Annotated in this window: 18 protein-coding genes and 1 tRNA gene; 10 read left to right on the top strand and 9 right to left on the bottom strand. The window is 63.5% G+C overall.

From position 1 onward, the window contains the following. The first annotated feature begins 220 nt into the window (after positions 1 to 220). The 5 genes from ABID19_RS10365 to ABID19_RS10345 all read left to right on the top strand — a co-directional run bounded on the left by ABID19_RS10365 (position 221) and on the right by ABID19_RS10345 (position 6,649). Entirely contained in the window at positions 221 to 2,248 is a 2,028-nt protein-coding gene (locus ABID19_RS10365) for a hydantoinase/oxoprolinase family protein (protein ID WP_354490197.1), read from the top strand. Between the two features lie 254 nt (positions 2,249 to 2,502). Continuing rightward, complete coding sequence (locus ABID19_RS10360; protein ID WP_354490195.1) at positions 2,503 to 4,677, top strand: malate synthase G; 2,175 nt, start codon at positions 2,503 to 2,505, stop codon at positions 4,675 to 4,677. Between the two features lie 325 nt (positions 4,678 to 5,002). Then, positions 5,003 to 5,545, top strand: a complete 543-nt coding sequence (locus ABID19_RS10355) for a hypothetical protein (protein ID WP_354490194.1) — start codon at positions 5,003 to 5,005, stop codon at positions 5,543 to 5,545. A 199-nt stretch (positions 5,546 to 5,744) separates the two neighbouring features. Continuing rightward, complete coding sequence (locus ABID19_RS10350) at positions 5,745 to 6,089, top strand: DMT family transporter (protein WP_354490192.1); 345 nt, start codon at positions 5,745 to 5,747, stop codon at positions 6,087 to 6,089. A gap of 2 nt (positions 6,090 to 6,091) precedes the next feature. Beyond that, entirely contained in the window at positions 6,092 to 6,649 is a 558-nt protein-coding gene (locus ABID19_RS10345) for a TetR/AcrR family transcriptional regulator (protein WP_354490663.1), read from the top strand. A 63-nt stretch (positions 6,650 to 6,712) separates the two neighbouring features. Here the strand turns inward: ABID19_RS10345 and ABID19_RS10340 are convergent, their stop codons facing one another. Then, positions 6,713 to 8,245, bottom strand: a complete 1,533-nt coding sequence (locus tag ABID19_RS10340; protein WP_354490191.1) for a YifB family Mg chelatase-like AAA ATPase — start codon at positions 8,243 to 8,245, stop codon at positions 6,713 to 6,715. 365 nt (positions 8,246 to 8,610) lie between these two features. On the opposite strand from ABID19_RS10340, the gene ABID19_RS10335 reads away from it, so the two are divergent. From ABID19_RS10335 to ABID19_RS10315, 5 genes are all read left to right on the top strand, one after another. Next, positions 8,611 to 9,630 (top strand): glucokinase, encoded by a 1,020-nt coding sequence (locus ABID19_RS10335; protein ID WP_354490189.1) that lies wholly within the window; start codon positions 8,611 to 8,613, stop codon positions 9,628 to 9,630. A gap of 124 nt (positions 9,631 to 9,754) precedes the next feature. After that, positions 9,755 to 11,626, top strand: a complete 1,872-nt coding sequence (locus tag ABID19_RS10330; protein ID WP_354490187.1) for an ABC transporter ATP-binding protein — start codon at positions 9,755 to 9,757, stop codon at positions 11,624 to 11,626. Further along, entirely contained in the window at positions 11,623 to 12,450 is an 828-nt protein-coding gene (gene dapB, locus ABID19_RS10325; RefSeq protein ID WP_354490185.1) for a 4-hydroxy-tetrahydrodipicolinate reductase, read from the top strand. Before ABID19_RS10330 ends, dapB begins: the two co-directional genes overlap by 4 nt. Before the next feature lie 32 nt (positions 12,451 to 12,482). Continuing rightward, complete coding sequence (locus ABID19_RS10320; RefSeq protein ID WP_354490184.1) at positions 12,483 to 13,106, top strand: 2,3-bisphosphoglycerate-dependent phosphoglycerate mutase; 624 nt, start codon at positions 12,483 to 12,485, stop codon at positions 13,104 to 13,106. Positions 13,107 to 13,239: 133 nt separating this feature from the next. Further along, positions 13,240 to 13,324: transfer RNA gene (locus ABID19_RS10315), tRNA-Leu, on the top strand. A 184-nt stretch (positions 13,325 to 13,508) separates the two neighbouring features. On the opposite strand, the gene ABID19_RS10310 is transcribed toward ABID19_RS10315, so the two are convergent. From ABID19_RS10310 to ABID19_RS10275, 8 genes are all read right to left on the bottom strand, one after another. Then, complete coding sequence (locus ABID19_RS10310; protein WP_354490182.1) at positions 13,509 to 13,673, bottom strand: DUF4087 domain-containing protein; 165 nt, start codon at positions 13,671 to 13,673, stop codon at positions 13,509 to 13,511. Positions 13,674 to 13,781: 108 nt separating this feature from the next. Continuing rightward, on the bottom strand, positions 13,782 to 14,915 hold the full coding sequence (locus tag ABID19_RS10305; RefSeq protein WP_354490180.1) for an MFS transporter: 1,134 nt from the start codon (positions 14,913 to 14,915) through the stop codon (positions 13,782 to 13,784). After that, on the bottom strand, positions 14,912 to 16,255 hold the full coding sequence (locus ABID19_RS10300; RefSeq protein ID WP_354490178.1) for an HdeD family acid-resistance protein: 1,344 nt from the start codon (positions 16,253 to 16,255) through the stop codon (positions 14,912 to 14,914). The genes ABID19_RS10305 and ABID19_RS10300 overlap by 4 nt, the downstream gene beginning before the upstream one ends. 191 nt (positions 16,256 to 16,446) lie before the next feature. Further along, positions 16,447 to 16,836 carry a hypothetical protein gene (locus tag ABID19_RS10295; protein ID WP_354490177.1) on the bottom strand — a complete coding sequence of 130 codons (390 nt, stop codon included), beginning with the start codon at positions 16,834 to 16,836 and terminating at the stop codon, positions 16,447 to 16,449. A gap of 50 nt (positions 16,837 to 16,886) precedes the next feature. Beyond that, on the bottom strand, positions 16,887 to 17,327 hold the full coding sequence (locus tag ABID19_RS10290) for a hypothetical protein (RefSeq protein WP_354490175.1): 441 nt from the start codon (positions 17,325 to 17,327) through the stop codon (positions 16,887 to 16,889). Positions 17,328 to 17,363: 36 nt separating this feature from the next. Next, a complete protein-coding gene (locus ABID19_RS10285) occupies positions 17,364 to 17,756 on the bottom strand; it encodes a hypothetical protein (protein ID WP_354490174.1) in 393 nt (130 codons plus the stop codon). 49 nt (positions 17,757 to 17,805) lie between these two features. Beyond that, positions 17,806 to 18,153: an EF-hand domain-containing protein gene (locus ABID19_RS10280; protein WP_354490172.1), complete on the bottom strand. Its 348-nt coding sequence runs from the start codon at positions 18,151 to 18,153 to the stop codon at positions 17,806 to 17,808. 22 nt (positions 18,154 to 18,175) lie between these two features. After that, a complete protein-coding gene (locus ABID19_RS10275; protein ID WP_292406210.1) occupies positions 18,176 to 18,421 on the bottom strand; it encodes a hypothetical protein in 246 nt (81 codons plus the stop codon). Positions 18,422 to 18,887 lie beyond the last annotated feature (466 nt).

The raw sequence follows: 18,887 nt of genomic DNA, 5'->3' as shown, positions 1-18,887 counted from the left end.
TGTGATCGCGGCAAGGCCGGCGGGACAGCGCCCCCTCTGTCCTGCCCGTCCTCCGCAGCAGCTGCGCTGCAGCTGCGGAGGGTGGACCGGACATCTCCCCCACGAGGGGGGAGATTGGCCGTCACCACGGTCATCGCCCTTGGCCCAGCGCTCGTGGCTTTATCCTCCGGTCCGTATCGGCTAAGGGGCGGAGACGAAAATCCCCGGACCTGCCAAAAATATGACCGCCAAGACCAAATCCTCCCCCCTGTTCCTCGGCATCGACACCGGCGGCACCTATACCGACGCCGTGCTGTGGTCGGAAGCCGGCGGGCCAAGTGGCAAGGTGCTCGCCAAGGCTAAGGCGCTGACCACCCGCCACGATCTGGCGGTCGGCATATCGGGCGCGGTCGACGCGGTGCTGCAAAAAGCCGGCACCGACCCGGCCGCGATAAAACTGGTGTCGATGTCGACGACGCTCGCCACCAACGCGCTGGTCGAGGGCCAGGGCGGGCGCGTGGCGCTGGTGATGATCGGTTTTTCCGAGGGCGACCTTGCCCGCGACGGGCTGAAGGCGGCACTCGGCACCGACCCGGTGGTGTTCTGCCCCGGCGGCCATGATGTCCACGGCAATGCGGCAAAGCTCGATTTGTCCGGGCTGGAGGCGGCGCTACCGGAGCTCGGCGCCTCGGTGTCCGGCTTTGCCGTCTGCGCCTATTTCGCCACCCGCAACCCGGCGCATGAGCTCGCCGCCCGCGACCTGATCCGCGAAAAGACCGGCCTGCCGGTCACCGCCAGCCACGAGCTTTCGGCCAAGCTCGGCGGACCGCGCCGCGCGCTGACGACGCTGCTCAACGCCCGGCTGATCTCGATGATCGACCGGCTGGTGGCGGCGACCGAGGGTTTTCTTGGCCAGCGCGGCATCGCCGCACCGCTGATGGTGGTGCGCGGCGACGGCGCCCTGGTTTCGGCGGCCTTTGCCCGCCAGCGGCCGATCGAGACGATTCTTTCCGGCCCGGCCGCCAGCCTTGTCGGCGCCCGCCACATGACCGGCCTCGACAATGCTGTCGTATCCGACATCGGCGGCACCACCACCGATGTCGCCGTGCTCGACCAGGGCCGTCCCAGGCTCGATCCGGAGGGCGCCACCGTCGGCGGTTTCCGCACCATGGTCGAGGCGGTGGCCATGCGCACTTTTGGGTTGGGCGGCGATTCCGAAGTGGCGCTGGAGGACGGCGCGCTGAACCCGAGAATCCTGCTCGGGCCGCGCCGCCTGGTGCCGCTGGCGCTGGCCGGCATGATACATGGCGAAGCCGTCACATCGGAACTCGAACGCCAGCTCCGCGCGCCGAACCCCGGCCGCATGGATGGCCGCCTGGCTGTCAGGACCGGTGTGCCGGAGCGGCTGGCTGCCGGCCTGACCGGCGCCGAAGCCAAGCTTTATGAGCTGATCGGCGCTGTGCCACTCGCCGTCGACCGGCTTTTGACCTCGAACGCGCAGAACGCCACCTTGAACCGGCTGGTGTCGCGCGGGCTGGTGCATGTCGCCGGCTTCACGCCGTCGGACGCCGCCCATGTGCTGGGCAAGCAGGCCAATTGGGATGCCGCCGCGGCCCGTCTTGGTGCCGAACTGTTCGCCCGCAGACGCGACGGGCGGGGACAGTCTATCGCCGCCTCGCCGGAGGCGATATCGGAACGGGTGCTGACCACGCTGACCCGCCTGTCGGCGGAAGTCATCCTCGAAACCGCCTTTGCCGAGGACGGGCTGGATGGCGCCGCCACCGTGGCGCACGCGCTGGTGCAGCGCGCCGTCGATTCCCATCCCGGCATCGCCCGCCTCAGCGTCGCGCTCGACCGGCCGGTCATCGGCCTCGGCGCCTCAGCACCGCTGCATTATGCCGGCCTCGCCGAGCTGGTCGGCAATGACTGCGTCGTGCCTAGGGATACCGATGTCGCCAATGCGCTCGGCGCCGTCGTTGGCCAGGTCCGCGTCTCGGCCGAGGCGCGGGTCAGCCAGCCCAAGGAAGGGCTGTTTCGCGTCGCATCGGGCGAAACCGTGCGCGATTTTCGCGACGAGGCGGCGGCGATCGCGGCGGCAGAAACCGACGTGCGCGCCATTGCCGCCGGGCGGGCAAAGGACGCCGGCACCGACAGCGCCGAGATCGAGGTCGCCAGCGAATTCCGCGTCTCCACCGTCGAAGGCCAGCGCATGTTCATCGAGGCGCATGTCGTGGCGGTGGCCTCGGGAAGGCCAAGGATTGCGGTGTGAGCGCGTAATCTCCCCCCTCGAGGGGGAGATGTCGCCGAAGGCGACAGAGGGGGTCGCCGCGCGTGGAGCGCGACTTCCTTCTGTCGCAGGAGGCCGAGCCCGGTCGGACCGACCCCCTCTGGCCTGCCGGCCATCTCCCCCTCGAGGGGGGAGATGGCCCCCAAAATACCTCCCCTTCACCCTAAGCTGAATTGACCGTGCTACCCTGACATGCCAAAGGCCCGGCCAAAGCCTTTCATCTTGGAGAAGCCCTGATGACCGATCGCGTCGAAATCGCCGGATTGCGGATTGCCCGCGAGCTTTATGATTTCGTCGTGAACGAGGCGCTGCGGGGCACCGGCATTGCCGCCAACGCCTTTTGGACCGGCTTCTCGGCCATCGTGCACGAGCTTTCGCCGAAGAACCGGGCGCTGCTGGAAAAGCGCGACGCCCTGCAGGACCAGATCGACCGCTGGTATCGCGACAATGGCGCGCCCAGCGACATGGAAGCCTACAAGGCGTTCCTCAAGGAGATCGGCTATCTCGTGCCTGAAGGGCCGGCCTTCTCCGTCGCGACGGAAAATGTCGACCCGGAGATTTCGGTGGTTGCCGGGCCGCAGCTGGTGGTGCCGGTGATGAATGCGCGCTATGCGCTGAACGCCGCCAATGCGCGCTGGGGCTCGCTCTATGACGCGCTCTACGGCACCGACGCCATTCCCGAGACCGACGGCGCCGAGAAGGGCGGGAGGTTCAATCCCGTGCGCGGCGCCAAGGTCATTGCCTGGGCGAAGAGTTTTCTCGACGAGTCGGTGCCGGTTACCTCGGGCAAATGGGCAGGGGTGAACGGGCTTTCGGTTGCCAACGGCATGTTGCGGCTGGGCGAAGGCGCCGGCGCCACCACGCTTGCCGACCCAAAACAGTTTGCCGGCTATCGCGGCGACGCCGCCAATCCCGAAGCTGTCCTAGTCACCAGGAACGGCCTGCATATCGAGATTGTGATCGACCGCACCAACCAGATCGGCCGCACCGATCCGGCCGGCATCGCCGATGTCGTGCTGGAATCGGCGCTGACCACCATCCAGGACTGCGAGGATTCGGTCGCGGCTGTCGATGCGCCGGACAAGGTCGTGGTTTATCGCAACTGGCTCGGCCTGATGAAGGGCGACCTTGCCGAAGAGATCACCAAGGGCGGCGAGACGTTTACGCGGAAACTCAACCCCGACCGGTCGTACACCGCGCCCGATGGCAGCACGCTGACGTTGCCCGGCCGCTCGCTGATGCTGGTCAGGAATGTCGGCCACCTCATGACCAATCCCGCGATATTGGACCGCGACGGCAACGAGGTGCCTGAAGGCATTCTGGATGCGGCGATGACGGCGCTGATCGCGCTGCATGATGTCGGGCCGAACGGACGCAGGCAAAATTCGCGCGCGGGCTCGATGTATGTCGTAAAACCCAAGATGCACGGGCCGGAGGAAGTCGCCTTCGCCGTAGAGATCTTCGACCGCGTCGAGGCGCTGCTGGAGATGCCAGCGAATACCATCAAGATGGGCATCATGGACGAGGAGCGGCGCACCACCGTCAACCTGAAGGAGGCGATCCGCGCCGCCAAAGACCGCGTCGTCTTCATCAACACCGGCTTCCTCGACCGCACCGGCGACGAGATCCACACCTCGATGGAAGCCGGTCCGATGATCCGCAAGGGCGACATGAAGCAGGCCGCCTGGATCGCCGCCTACGAAGCTTGGAACGTCGACACCGGGCTCGAATGCGGGCTGGCCGGCCACGCCCAGATCGGCAAGGGCATGTGGGCGATGCCCGATCTTATGGCGTCGATGCTGGCGGAGAAGATCGCTCACCCCAAGGCCGGCGCCAACACCGCCTGGGTGCCATCGCCGACCGCGGCGACGCTGCACGCCACCCACTATCACAAGGTCGATGTGCATGCCGTCCAGGCGGCGCTGAAGAGCCGGCCCAAGGCAAAGCTCGACGACATATTGTCGGTGCCGGTAGCGGTGCGGCCGAACTGGTCTCAGGCCGACATCCAGAAGGAGCTCGACAACAATGCGCAAGGCATTCTGGGTTATGTCGTGCGCTGGATCGACCAGGGCGTCGGCTGCTCGAAAGTGCCTGATATCAACGATGTCGGCCTGATGGAGGACCGCGCCACGCTGCGCATTTCCTCGCAGCACATCGCCAACTGGCTGCACCATGGCGTCTGCACCTCGGACCAGGTGATGGAGACGATGAAGCGCATGGCAGCGATCGTCGACCGCCAGAACGAAGGCGACCCGCTCTACCAGCCGATGGCGCCCGACTTCGACAAGTCCATCGCCTTCCTCGCCGCCTGCGACCTCGTCTTCAAGGGCCGGGTTCAGCCCAATGGCTACACCGAGCCGGTGTTGCATGCCCGACGGCTGGAGCTGAAGGCGAAGGAAAGGGCGGGATAACAAGCCGCCGCTGCAAAGCGCTGACCTCACGTCGGACGTTTCCAGGTGGGGTAGAAATTCTGCGCCTATCCGCGCTCAGGTCGAACGCGCGTTGCAGCCCGCTCCGGAGCATCTGGGGGAGGCATGCCGGGATATTCAACGCAGAGAATGCGCGAATTGATGGAGCAGAACTTCAGCATGAATCACGCGACAGATATTAGGAATCGCTAAAACGTCGTTGTCCCGGAGCATGCGATCTGGTAGGATTTTACCACCGACAAACGGCTCTGGGAGGGCCGTGCGTCCGACATCATGCACAAGATCAACTCAAAACCGGAGAACGGCCATGAAACGGCTTCTGACGGTCGCTGCCCTTGTGGCGGCGGGCAGTTTGCTTGCCATGCAAGGCGCAGCCGCCGCCGACGCTGCGATGATCAAGAGCGCAGAATCCGCCGCACCCCCCGCTGTGGCAAGCGGCGCTGCGATCCACGCTATGGATGAGAAGGGCGCAATGCGCACATTGCGCGAGGGCACAAACGGCTTCTGGTGCATGCCGGACAACCCGGCCACGCCTGGCCCGGATCCAATGTGTGGCGATGCCAACGCGATGGAATGGGCGATGGCGTGGATCGGAAAAAAGGAACCGCCCAAGGGCAAGGTCGGCTTCATGTATATGCTGGCCGGCGGCACCGACGGCAGCAACACCGATCCCTACGCGACGAAGCCCGAGGAAGGCAACAACTGGGTGGAGACTGGCCCGCACGTGATGATCGTCAACGCAACGGATATGATGCAGGGCTATCCGACGGACGCCAAGCCTGACACGTCCAGGCCATATGTGATGTGGGCGGGCACGCCCTACGCACATCTCATGATCCCGGTTAAGTAGCTGCCGCGGAAACGATTGGCGATAGCTGCGTAGCTCGCCGGCCGGCCGCTTCGGGCCCGCCGGCAAGGCGGATCCGGCCCGCGGCATTGGCCGCCGGCGACGGCTCGGACTTTGACGGGAAAATGAAAGGAGTATCTTTGAAACATACCGTATGTTTGGTATGTTAGTGGAAGTCTGACTCACCTGGAAAGCTCCCGCCATGACTCCTGTCATTGTCTCCTACGGCGCGCTCGCGCTCGCCATCGTCGCCGAGGTAATCGGCACGGCCTTCCTGCAGAAATCCGAGCAGTTCACTAGGCTTGCGCCGACCCTCGTCATGGCGGTCTTCTACGCCGGATCGTTCTTCTTCCTGTCCCAGGCGCTCAAGATGGTGCCGCTTGGCGTCGCCTATGCCATCTGGGCTGGCCTCGGCATCGTGCTGACAGCATTCGTCAGCGTGCTCGTGTTTCGTCAGACGCTCGACCTGCCGGCGATGATCGGGATCGGCATGATCGTCGCCGGCGTCATCGTCGTGAACGCCTTCTCGAACTCGGCGGCACATTGACCGTGGAGAACGCTCACAAGCGCAAGAAGCAGCCCGAGATCGTCCGGCGCGCTTTGTTGGACCACGCCGCCAGGCTCGCCGCGGCTCAGGGCCTTGCCGCGGTCACGGTCCAGGCTGTGGCCGATGCCGCCGGCGTGACCAAGGGCGGCTTCATTCATCATTTCCCCAGCAAGCAGGCGCTCATCGACGCCGTATTCCAGGAACTGCTGGACGCGATCGACCGCGAGCTGGACGAACGCATTGCCGCCGACCCTGAGCCCTACGGCTCGTTTACGCGCGCCTATGTCGAAGCTGTCTTTCGAGTCGGGGTGGAGGGCGGTGGCGGTCCATGGGCTCCGTTGTCCATCCTGATGCTGACCGACGCCGATCTGCGCGCATTGTGGGTCGACTGGTTCCAGGCCCGCTTCGAGCGGCACCGCGCCACCGACAGCGACATGCGCCACGCAGTCGCCAGGCTGGCAGCCGACGGCATCTGGTTGGCCGATCTGGCGACGATGGCCCTTCCCGACAGGCAGCAACTGCGCGCCGAACTCCTTGAGATGACCCGGCGGCCCAGCTGAACCGGTGCATAGACTTGCCGACTGGCTTGGCGGTTAAGCTTTCCGGCGCCCGAACGTTGCCCCCTACGCCGCCTGCGCCATCCGCTCCGAGCTCATGCGGTAGGAAATCGCCTCGGCCAGATGGATGCGGCCGACCGTCTCGCTGGCCTCGAGATCGGCCAGCGTTCGCGCCACTTTCAGCACCCGGTGGTAGGCGCGCGCCGAGAAGCCGAGTTTCTCGCTGGCATCCCTGAGCAGCGACAGGCCGGATGCATCCGGCATGGCGATCTCTTCGATGACCGAGGGCGAGCAATGCGCGTTGGTGGTGGCGGAGGTCGCGCCGAGCCGCTCGAAACGTTCGCGTTGGATCGTGCGGGCGCGCGCCACGCGCAGCGCGACATCGGCACTTTTCTCCGCCCGGTCCGGTCGGATCAGATCACTGGCCGAGACCGCCGGCACTTCGATCCGGAGATCGATGCGGTCGAGCAGCGGGCCGGAAATGCGCGCTTGGTAGTCGGTACGGCAACGGTCGCCGCGCAGGCAGCGATAACCCGGCTCGCCGGCCATGCCGCAGCGGCACGGGTTCATCGCCGCGACTAGCTGGATGCGCGCCGGATAGGTGACGCGATGGTTGGCGCGGGCGATCATGCAGTCGCCGGTCTCCAGCGGCTGGCGCAGTGCATCAAGCGCCTGCGGCGAGAATTCGGGAAACTCGTCGAGGAACAGCACGCCGTGATGGGCAAGCGAGGCCTCGCCTGGCCGCACCCGCAGGCCGCCGCCGACCATCGCCGCCATCGAGGCCGAATGGTGCGGCGCGCGGAACGGCCGCCGGTCGGTCAGTTTGCCTTCGCCGAGCTCACCGGCCACCGAGGCGATCATCGAGACTTCAAGCAACTCCCGGGGCGCCAGCGGCGGCAGGATCGACGGCAGCCGCTGCGCCAGCATCGATTTTCCCGACCCCGGCGGCCCGATCATCAGCAGGTTGTGGCCACCGGCCGCCGCCACTTCCAGTGCCCGCTTGGCGGTTTCCTGGCCTTTGATGTCGGCGAGATCAGGCAGGTCGCGCGCCGAAGCATGGATGCCGGCCTCCGGTCGCGACAGGACCTGCGTGCCGCGAAAATGATTGGCGATGGCGATCAGGCTGCGCGGCGCCAATATGTCGAAATCCTTGCCGGCCCAGGCCGCTTCCGGCCCGCAGGCGAAAGGACAGATCAGCCCCTTGCCCTCGGCATTGGCGCCGATCGCCGCCGGCAGCGCGCCGGCCACCGCGGCGATGGTGCCGTCGAGCGACAATTCGCCAAGCACGACATAGCCGGCCAGCATGTCGCCCGGAATGGCGCCCAATGCCGCCATCAGGCCGAGCGCGATGGGCAGGTCGTAATGGCTGCCTTCCTTGGGCAGGTCGGCCGGGGCCAGATTGACGGTAACCTTCTTCGACGGCATCGACAGGCCCGACGCATGCAGGGCCGCCTGCACCCGCTCGCGGCTTTCGGCCACCGCCTTGTCGGCGAGGCCGACGATGTGCATGTTGACCTTGCCCGGCGCGATCATCACCTGCACGTCGACCGGTACGGCCTCGATGCCCTGGAAAGCCACCGTGCGGACCCGCGCAACCATTTTTCACCCCTGATACGGGCTCGCCCGAAGCCCATGCGATCATGCCGCGAACGGCGTTACCGAAGACAACCACAGATTTCCGGCTTAGGCAAGAACATTACGGGAACAATTGAGCGGGCTCCAGGAAGTTCGCTTGGATCCCGGGCTACGCTCCGCCACGGATTACCTCCGACTTACCGCCCGCTGCAAAATCCGCGATCATGCACGCCTTCGTCCCGGTTCGGTCCGACCTGAAGCCCCAACGGATCTCATCTTGCTCTGAATCCTGGCCGCCTCATTTCGAAAAGCGATTTCCCTTTCCCGGGTCATGCGCTAGTCAACGAACGAACGGCGGAACGTCATTGTGAACCGGGACGAACAAAAGCATGCCAGGCGACGACGATACAGCGCTGCGGTTTCCGATCCTGATCGGCGACATTGGCGGCACCAATGCGCGCTTTTCGATTGTGCTCGACGCGAACTCGGAACCGACCGAACCGCAGATTGTCCAGACGGCCAATTTCAACACGATCGACGACGCCATCCAGGCAGCCGTGCTCGACCGCTCGTCGGTCCGGCCCAACTCGTCTGTACTGGCGGTAGCCGGTCCGGTCGATAGCGACGAGATCCCGCTCACCAACTGCCCGTGGATCGTCAAGCCGAGAAAGATGTTTGCCAGCCTCGGCCTCAGCGACGTCGTGGTGCTCAACGATTTCGAGGCGCAGGCGCTGGCCGTCGTGGCGCTCGGCGAAGAGCACATGGAAAAGATCGGCGGCGATGCGCCGGAGCCAAATGCGGGACGGGTGGTGCTCGGTCCCGGAACCGGGCTTGGCGTCGCCGGCCTGGTTCACGCGCTGAACCATTGGATTCCGGTGCCCGGCGAAGGCGGGCATATGGACATCGGGCCGCGCTCGCCGCGCGATTTCCAGGTCTTTCCGCATATCGAGAAGCTCGAGGGCAGAATCTCCGGCGAACAGATCCTGTCCGGGCGCGGCCTGGTCAATGCCTACCGGGCAGTGGCCAAGGCCGACGCCAAGCCGGCACCCTTCACCACGCCGGCCGAGGTCACCGCGGCGGCGCTGGCGAAGTCGGATCCGGTGGCCGCGGAAGCGCTGTCGATATTCGTCACCTGTCTGGGGCGCACCGCCGGCGACCTTGCGCTGGTGTTCATGAGTCGCGGCGGCGTCTTCCTGACCGGCGGCATCGCCCAGAAAATCCTGCCGGCGTTGAAGACGGGCGAGTTCCGCGCCGCCTTCGAGGACAAGGCGCCGCATAGCGAGTTGATGCGGACCATGCCCGTCTATGTGATCACCCACCCGCTGGCTGCGCTCTCCGGCCTTGCCGCCTATGCCAGAAATCCCTCGCTGTTTGGCGTCCAGACGGCGGGGCGGCGCTGGCGGGCTTAGGTGACGACCTGAGCGCCGGCGAAGTTTTGCCGGCCTCGGCCATAGGCAAGCCGCCACCAGGGCGCTAAGAGGATTGCCGAATTAGCCCGGCCGCGAAGCCGAAACCGACATCACGGATCCCCACTTGAACCAATCGCCCAAACATCAAGCGAAAGCTCGGCATCAAGCGAAAGCCCGGCCCGGCGAGATCGTGGCAGTGGTGCGCCGTATCCTGACCGAGAACGGATACGAGTACCGGTGGTCCTACGTCTTCACCATAATCTGCCTGTTGACCGTATCCGGAACGACAGCAGTCACGGCCTTGATCATGAGCCCCGTGGTCAATCAGATCTTCTACGAACGGCGCGGCGATCTGATCGCCTGGATCTGCGCTGCGATCCTGGGTGCCTTCATCCTGCGCGGACTGGCCGGCTACGGCCAGGCGGTGACGTTGGCCAGGATCGGCAACAATCTGGTGGCGCGCTACCAAAAGCGCATCTTCGACCATCTGATGAAGCTCGGCGTCGGCTTCTTCAACGACACGCGCTCGGGGCGCCTGGCCGCGCAGGTCAACGAGAACGTCAACGGCATCCGCGACCTTCTGTCGATGACGCTGACGTCGATCGCGCGAGACGGTGTGACGCTAATCGGGCTGATCGGCGTCATGATCTATCAGGATCCGGTGCTATCCCTGAGCTCGCTGCTGATCGGGCCGCCGCTGATCTACACCGTCACCTATCTGATGCGGCGGGTGCGGCGTATCACCCGTGAATCGGTGCAGATCAACTCGCGGCTGATCGGCGCCATGCAGGAAGCCACGCAAGGCATCGCCATCGTCAAAGCCTTTACCATGGAGGGCGAGCTGTCGCGCCGCCTCGGCAAGCTCGCCGACGATGCCGAGCAGCGGACAAACAAGATCGCCCGCGTTTCGGAGCGACTGACGCCGATCTCCGAAATACTGGCCGGTTTCACCGTTGCCGGCGTCATCGCATATTCCGGCTACCGGGCGACCGTGCTCGGGCAGCCGCCCGGCGCAGTCTTCTCCTTCATCACCGCGCTGCTGCTCGCCTACGATCCGGCCCGGCGGCTGGCGCGCATGCAGGTCGGCATGGAACGGGCGCTGGTCAATGCGCGCATGATCTACGAGTTGCTCGACCTCGAGCCGCAGCAAGGCGACGCCCCCGGAGCGGCCGAAGCGAAGATCACCAGCGGCGAGGTGCGCTTCAACAACGTCTCGTTCGGCTATGTCGCCGACGCGCCGGTGCTGCAGGACCTCAGCTTCGTCGCCGCCGCCGGCAAGATGACCGCCATCGTCGGCGCCTCGGGCGCCGGCAAGTCGACGCTGGTGGCGCTGTTGCAGCGCTTTTACGATGTCGAGGCAGGCAGCATCGAGGTCGACGGCCAGGACATTTCGAAGATCACCAAGCAGTCGCTGCGCAGCTCCATCGCCTATGTCTCGCAGCAGCCCTATCTGTTCGAAGGCACCATTCGCGACAACATCCGCTACGGGCGGTTGAGCGCCAGCGACGCCGAAATCGAACTGGCCGCGCAACAGGCCGAGGCCGACGGCTTCATCCGGCAACAGCCGCAAGGCTATGACACCCCTGTCGGCGAAGGCGGCGTGACGCTGTCGGGCGGCCAGCGCCAGCGCGTGTCGATCGCCCGCGCCATTGTGCGCCAGGCGCCGATCCTGCTGCTCGACGAGGCGACCTCGGCGCTCGACAACGAGGCGGAAGCCCGTGTCCAGCAAGCGCTCACCAAGGTTATGCACGGGCGCACGACCCTCGTCATCGCGCACCGGCTGTCGACGGTGGTCAACGCCGACCACATCGTCGTGCTGGAACAGGGCCGGCTGGTCGAGCAAGGCACGCACGCCTCGCTGATGGCCGACCCGCACAGCGTCTATGCCCGCTTCCACCGGGTCCAGGGCAACAAAGGGCTGGGGCTTGTCGACGATGGTAAGCCAATCCAAACTCCGGTGCGCCGCGCGAAAAAGGCGGTTGGGAGGACCTTATGAACGACACGCCCACGAGCGATATGGGCCTGGTGGTGGTCGGCGCGGCCGGCCGCATGGGCCAGGCACTGATCCGCGCCATCCACACGATACCGGGCGCGCGCGTCGCCGGCGCGATCGAGCGGGCCGGCTCGCCCCATCTCGGCAAGGATGCCGGCGAGCTTGCCGGCATCGGCAGTATCGACGTGGCGATCGGCGACGACCCGCTGCCGGCCTTCGCCAAGGCCGACGGGGTGCTCGATTTCACGAGCCCGGCAGCGACAGTCGAATTCGCTGGATACGCGGCGCAGGCACGCATCACCCATGTCATCGGCACCACCGGCTGCTCGGCGGACGACGATGCGAAGATCGCGGCGGCAGCGCGCCACGCGACGGTCGTCAAATCAGGCAATATGAGCCTCGGCGTCAACCTGCTGGCGGTGCTGGTCGAGCAGGCGGCGCGCGCGCTCGATGCCGACGATTTCGACATCGAGATCCTGGAAATGCATCACCGGCACAAGGTCGACGCGCCGTCGGGCACGGCGTTGTTGCTCGGCGAGGCCGCCGCCGCCGGGCGCGGCATCGATCTTGACGGGAACAGCGTGCGGTCGCGCGACGGTCACACCGGCGTGCGAAAGACTGGCTCGATCGGTTTCGCCACGCTGCGCGGCGGCTCGGTGGTCGGCGACCACTCCGTGGTGCTGGCCGGCACCGGCGAGCGCATTACGCTCGCCCATCATGCTGAGGACCGGGCGATCTTTGCCCGCGGCGCGGTCAAGGCCGCACTGTGGGCGCGCGGCAGGAAGCCGGGGCTGTATTCGATGCGGGACGTGCTCGGACTCGCCTGAGACGATCTGATCCACAAACTGAAGGAGCAAAAATGTCGGGAACTCTCGTGCTCGTGCGCCACGGCCAGAGCGAATGGAACCTGAAGAACCTGTTCACCGGCTGGCGCGACGTCGACCTGACCGAACTGGGCCACGCCGAGGCCAAGGAGGCAGGCGCAAAGCTGAAGGCGCGGGGCCTGAAATTCGACATCGCCTTCACGTCGTCGCTGATCAGGGCGCAGAAAACTTGCCAGCACATTCTCGACGCGGTTGGCCAGAGCGATCTCGAGACCATTCGCGACCAGGCGCTGAACGAGCGCGACTATGGCGACCTCTCCGGCCTCAACAAGGACGACGCGCGCAAGAAATGGGGCGAGGAGCAGGTGCATGTCTGGCGCCGTTCCTACGATGTGCCGCCGCCCGGCGGCGAAAGCCTGAAAGACACTGGCGCGCGCGTCTGGCCGTACTACCTGCACGACCTGCAGCCGCATGTGCTGCGCGGCGGCACCGTGCTGGTCGCGGCGCACGGCAATTCGCTGCGTGCGCTGATCATGGCGTTGGACGGCAAGTCGGGCGAGGAGATCGTCAAGCTGGAGCTCGGCACCGGCGTACCGGTCGTCTACAAGCTCAACCCCGATTCGACCGTGGCGTCCAAGGAAGTGCTGCAGGGCGCATGACCCCGAACCGCAGGTTCGGAAAGGATCATGCGCAAATTCAAAACTACACTAGCCGGCGCGCGGGGCGCGTTTCTAGATTGCGCAAAAAAGCGCGTTGACACTCACCCCTTGCCCGCCTAAAGAGCCCGCACCAGCCCAGATGGCGGAATTGGTAGACGCGCACGGTTCAGGTCCGTGTTCCGCAAGGAGTGGAGGTTCGAGTCCTCTTCTGGGCACCAAATTCCCGTTTCGGACCGCTCGACATGGTTCAGAAACTCCAAGAAAAAGCCCGGTTTTGCCGGGCTTTTTTCTTGACCTGATGTCCTATTGCTGTTCGCAGTCCTGTCACTGGTTCCCACCATGCTTATCCGCCCGGGTTAGGCAGCGATCTGTCGTTGCGACAGCGCACTAGCAGGGCGGAGATCACTGTGGTGATCTTTTTTGGTTGGCGTTGGTCACGACGGTCATGCACGCACATCCGTAGCCGTGGCCCGAACCAGGCACCTTGGTCTCGACGAACTGTCGGTCGTCACGCCCGATGCTGGACGATGCCGCCTTGAGGCATTCCTGCACATGCGGCCGCCGCATCCGCCGGTCTTCGCGCCGGACGCTGCAAGCATCGACTGTTCAACAGACAGGAACCGATCTCTGGTGATGCCAACAGCACAGATGCCGCAATCGTCATACCACCAAGCCTCATTTCCATATCGCCTCCCGCGAGCCGGCAAACAAGGCGAATCCGCCACAGGCGATCGCCGCGAACACGGGCAGACCATGCGGTGAATTTTCCATTGCTATGCCGGCGATGAGCGGCCCCAGGAGCGCGCCGATACCCCAGGCGATGGAGAGCAACGCATAGATACTGAGCAATTCTGCGCCCTTGTAAGCCTCCCCGAGCATGACGACCGTAGTCGTATAAATGCCGACGAAGGCCCCTCCCCAAAGGAAAAGTAGGGGATAGGCAAGCCACGGGTGCAAGAAGGCTAGAGGCCAGGCAAGCGCCCCAAGCGCCGATATGGCCGCAAGGGCAATCAGTAACCCCCGACGGTCCATTCGGTCGCCAAGCCAGCCGATGGGCAATTGCAGCAGGATCGAGCCGATAAGGAGTACAGTCAACAGCAGCGTCGCTGAATGCTCCGGCCATCCGAGCCGGACGGCATAGAGCGGCAATAGGCTGAGACCGGCAGCTTCCAATGCGGCGTTCAGGACTGAGGAAGCAACCGCCACTGGCGCCAGTTTGAGGTACCGAAACGGATTGCCGATATCCTCGCTCGCAGGCTTGGCTGCATGAGGTCTACCTACGATCAGGATCACGCAAGCGGTGAGTGCTATTGCAGCGCCGATAATGAAAGCAAGAGACTGCTCGCGTCCGACCAGGGTAAGAATGGCAGGACCAATTGCGGTGCCACAGGAAAGAGCGGTCATATAGATTGCAATCATTCGTCCGCGGTTTCTCTCGCCGGCAAGCTGGTTGAGCCACGTTTCGGACACGACAAACAGCGTCTCTGACGCCGCACCGAGAGCCGCACGCAAGGGAAACCAGATCCACAGAAACGGTGCCAGGGGAAAAAAGAGGAACAACCCGCCTGATGCTATCAGAGCTCCCTTCGCCAGCCGCGCAAATCCAAGCTGTTGTGCAAGACGGGGCAGGTAGGGGGCCGCCAAAAGAACACCGATGGCGTACATGGCGCTGTTTGCGCCGATAAGGCTTTCGGAATAGCCCGCTTCCGCCAGCTCAAGTGCAATCAGCGGTGCGCTAAGGCCATAGGTCAGCCCGAAGACTGCAGCGGTCAGGATGACGACCGCTGACGTGCGCACAAAACCACTCATGCAGGCGCCCCGTCGCGCTCGGCCACATGGGCCAGCTTGCGGCCAGTGCTGAATGCGTCGGAAAGCTTGCTTCTCCAGCGCCGGTCGCTGTGTTCAACGACGCTGTGCAGAAGGCGCGTGTAGTCCAGAACGAGCCCCGGGGTCCACGTCAAGGACTCGGCTCGGCCGCGGACGAGCCGCAACAACCAGAATTGCGGATTGCTGATGATCTTGAAGAGATCCCGCCAAATGTGGCCGCTGTACGATGAGCCCTCCAGAGCCGCATCGAGCGCCTGAATAACGGTTGTCGAGCAGTTGCGGGCCGTCAGATTATAGGTCTTGTCCTGAGAATATGCTTCCCAGAAAATCCGCAGGGCTTGCGGATTGAATCTGTGGAACGTCACCTTCTGGTCCGGCTCACACCAGGCGGCCGACTCCTGTGCAAGGGATTCGTTGAACCGCCCAGCTACATCATTCTCATGTCCCGCCGAGAGAATGGCACGGAAGTCATCAGGGCTGTGGTCGATGTCGTCGAACGGATAATGGCTGATGTAAAGGTCTGGCGGCATTTCCAGCGCGGAATGGCCTGTTGAGATCACACCTTTCTTGTCGACTGCCGCGACATACCGGTCGATTAGTATCCTGCGCTCCGGGTCCTTGATTGCGCCGACGGCCGTCCAGACATAGACATTGAGGACGTCAGCTCCCTTGGCCCAGACATCCTCCCTTGCCGGAATGGCTGGCCGCGCTGTCCCACCATGCCAGTTACGAGCTGCATAAAGTGGCAAAGACGTGACCGAGCCGCCTTCCGGCAATTGCCGTAGAGGCAGAGCCATCCGCACAAGTGCATAGCCGGACGTCAGCAGAAGGAGCGCAAAGCAAAACGGAACTGTCAGCTGGTGCGGGACCGGCCAGGACATCAAGATGCCGATGGCCAGGCTGATCTCGATCAGGCCCGCGACAATCCCGACCCGCCAGCGTGGGCTGTGGATCACAAACGCGGAGCCGATCCTGAAAAGCCCGTCAACCAGGAAGGCGGCGCCGAACACAATTGCCGCGCCGATATTGTTGTCCCAGGGGACGTCGAAGACCAGAAACGCGGCGAACAGAAATGCGATGCCGCGCAGCGCATCGATCCAGTGCTGGCGAAGCCCGGCGGATATGGCTGCGGCAAGCTCGACCAGCCCCTCGACTACCAAGAATACGGCGAGCGTATCCAACACGACCGAGAGCGCGCCGTCGCTCAGGTCGAACAGGATGGCAATGCCCACAAGCATCCAGACGACGCCTGCCGCAGTCAGGAGTTGCCAGACCGGTTTCAGTGCACGCGCCCCAAGAAGAAGAAAAACGAGCCGGATCATGATGCTTTCGGTACCCTTGAGGGCCTAAAGGGGCGGTCATCTAGTTGACGTTTCCGAAATACTGGCCGCAGCTTCTCCACGGTCCCGTCTTCGATCGGCCCCAGAAGCTGCAACATGCGTCTGGCCGCTATCGTGGGGACGCAAGGCCGTACTTATCGGGGTGGAAGATGTCCTCTTTCCATTTCCGGCCACTAGTCGTTGACGGCGATAATCTTCACCGTATTGTTGTCTCCGATGCCGGAGAACCAAACCTCTCCATCGCCAATCATCACACCCTGCCAGTTGGCGAACAGCTTCGGATAGGTCTGATTGGAGACGGCTCCCTTGACCTTGGCAGTGAAGACTTTGTCGTAATCCGCCGCGAAATGAGCGGCGTCCCTGATCGTCACGGCCTTGCCGTTGATCCGTGCCTTGAAAGGATATTCGACCATGGAAGCGACGGCCCCCTTGTCGTTTCCAGCGACGGCCTTCTTCAGCGTCTCGAAGAAGGCGTGATACGGCCCATGAGCGCCATACAGATCGTCAAGGGTCTGGTCCATCTCTTTAGCTGATTGGGCTCCCACCGTCGTGATCCCCGCCAAGCCGATGAACAGAGCTGCAAAAGAGAGTTCGATTTAGCTTGTGCATGTTACTACCCTTCTGCTGATTGATCGTGAGCAAAACACTTTGCCATGTCTTGCGGCACTCCGAGCTTTTTCGCCCAGGATACCAGTTCAGGTTTCTCCGACGGATCGGCATAGCCGCCCCATACGTCGCGGAACTGCTTCTTTCCGTCGACTGTCTGGAAGAACATCACGCCGTCGTCGCTCACCGGCGTGGAGACGTAGGCGGCACTCCAACTGCCGCTCTCCATGATTGTGATGAACTTCGCTTGAGCGGGCTTGAACTTTTTGTCCAACGCCGAGACGACGAGAGGGGCATACTCCTGCTTGCGCGCCTTCGTCACTTCTACCTTTACACCGTCACAGGCGTTGTTCGCGGCGAAAGCGGCCGTCAGTGTCATTCCCAGCCCCGCAAGGCCGACCATGACGATTTTGGCACGCCGACGGATGAGACCGTTCAATTCAGGCATGAATGGATATCCTCTTCTTGTTCGCAGCAGGGGCGATTAATCGGAGTCGCCATCGTCCGATGAACTGTCATCGTCCGGCGAATCGACCTCGCAGCCGATGCCGCGGCAGCCCTGGTAGTTGCCTTGGGTATCGAAGTTGGGATTGCCTTCCTTGTCGTATTGCGGTCTGTCGTCGATACTCTGATCCCCGTCATCAGGATCGTCGACTTTACACCCCAGCCCACGGCAGCCGATGTAACGGCCTCGCGTATCGAAGTTGGGATTGCCATTCCTGTCGAACTGCGGCCGGTCATCAATCTTTCGGTCCCGTTTATGAGGCCGATCAACCAGGCAGCCCGATCCGCGGCAGCCATCGTAGCCGTCGTCGGTGGTACAACCGGCGATCGCCACCAAAGCCGTGGCCAGGGTCGCATAGATTACAAATCTCATGGTTCATTCCTCAGACTGCCTGGCGGTTGGGGATCATCGTATCAGAAGACTATTGCAGGCGGCGGTCCCCGCTCTTGTCGGCTGCCGCGAAGTCCTTCATGACCCGGTTCATGAATTCGTCCCGGCTGACGCGGCCGTCCCCGCTCGCATCGGTCGATGCGAACTGATCAGCGTTCAGGACGTCGGCGGTTTCGGCTTGATTGAGAGCGCCGTTATTATCGGCGTCCAGCTTTTCGAAGGCCTCGGTCATGAAGGCCTGATACTCCTGCCGGTTCACGGCGCCGTTGTCATCGGTATCAAGTTGGTCTTGGTGACCCTCGTACATGGACTGCTGTGCCGTGGCCGCGCCGGTGCAAAGCAGGAGCAAGGAAGCCGTCGTCGCAATTATGGATTTCATTGTTTTGTCCTTTCTTCTCGTCTCAGCCGCAGGCAAGACGATTGCCGAGGTAGCCGCCACCGCCGATGCCAATCGCTGAACCGATCACACGTCCGGTTCCACCACCTATGGTGCTGCCGATCAGGCCGCCCACGATCGCGCCACCGACCGTACCGGCTATGCAGCCGAACTCGCTGTTGCGCGCCTGAACTTCCGGATTGGATGACGACTGGCACGCCGTAAGCGCGAAAGTGCCTGCGAGCACGATTGTCAAAGTTGATTTCCTCATCGCTCTTTCCTGATTTGATTGCTGATTGGACGCCCATCCGAGGAGGACAGAGCTTCGCCGGCCGCCGAATGAGCCAGGCTGTAGCCGTTGCATTCGAAGTTAGTCGCCGGCTGTCGTAGTCTCTTACGTCGAGGGGAACGCTCCCCACGGGGCCGCATTAGCGAATGTCGATTTCCCTCTCCATGCTTTGCGCCCGTCCGCCCAGGCATGCCAGCAATCCACTGACGCGGTTGCTGTCGCGAAAAAAGTTGCATCCGATGTCGGCCTACGGCAAGGAAAAACTGCAGTATCATCGGATGAACTTTGCAGATGCTTAATAATTCGGAACGCTCGCCGCATACCTTAGCAGGTACTTAAGTTCTTTCGGTAGCAAGATTCCAGCACCTAAGATCACCCTTGTTCTATTGTTGACTATATTAAGCTCAAGAAATAATTCACACTTCTATGGATTTACACTGATCGAAAA

The sequence above is a fragment of the Mesorhizobium robiniae genome (genome assembly GCF_040545535.1).
GTDB classification, from domain to species: domain Bacteria; phylum Pseudomonadota; class Alphaproteobacteria; order Rhizobiales; family Rhizobiaceae; genus Mesorhizobium; species Mesorhizobium robiniae.
Note: the sequence above shows the minus strand (reverse complement) of the source record. Positions and strands in the feature narration are given on the sequence as shown.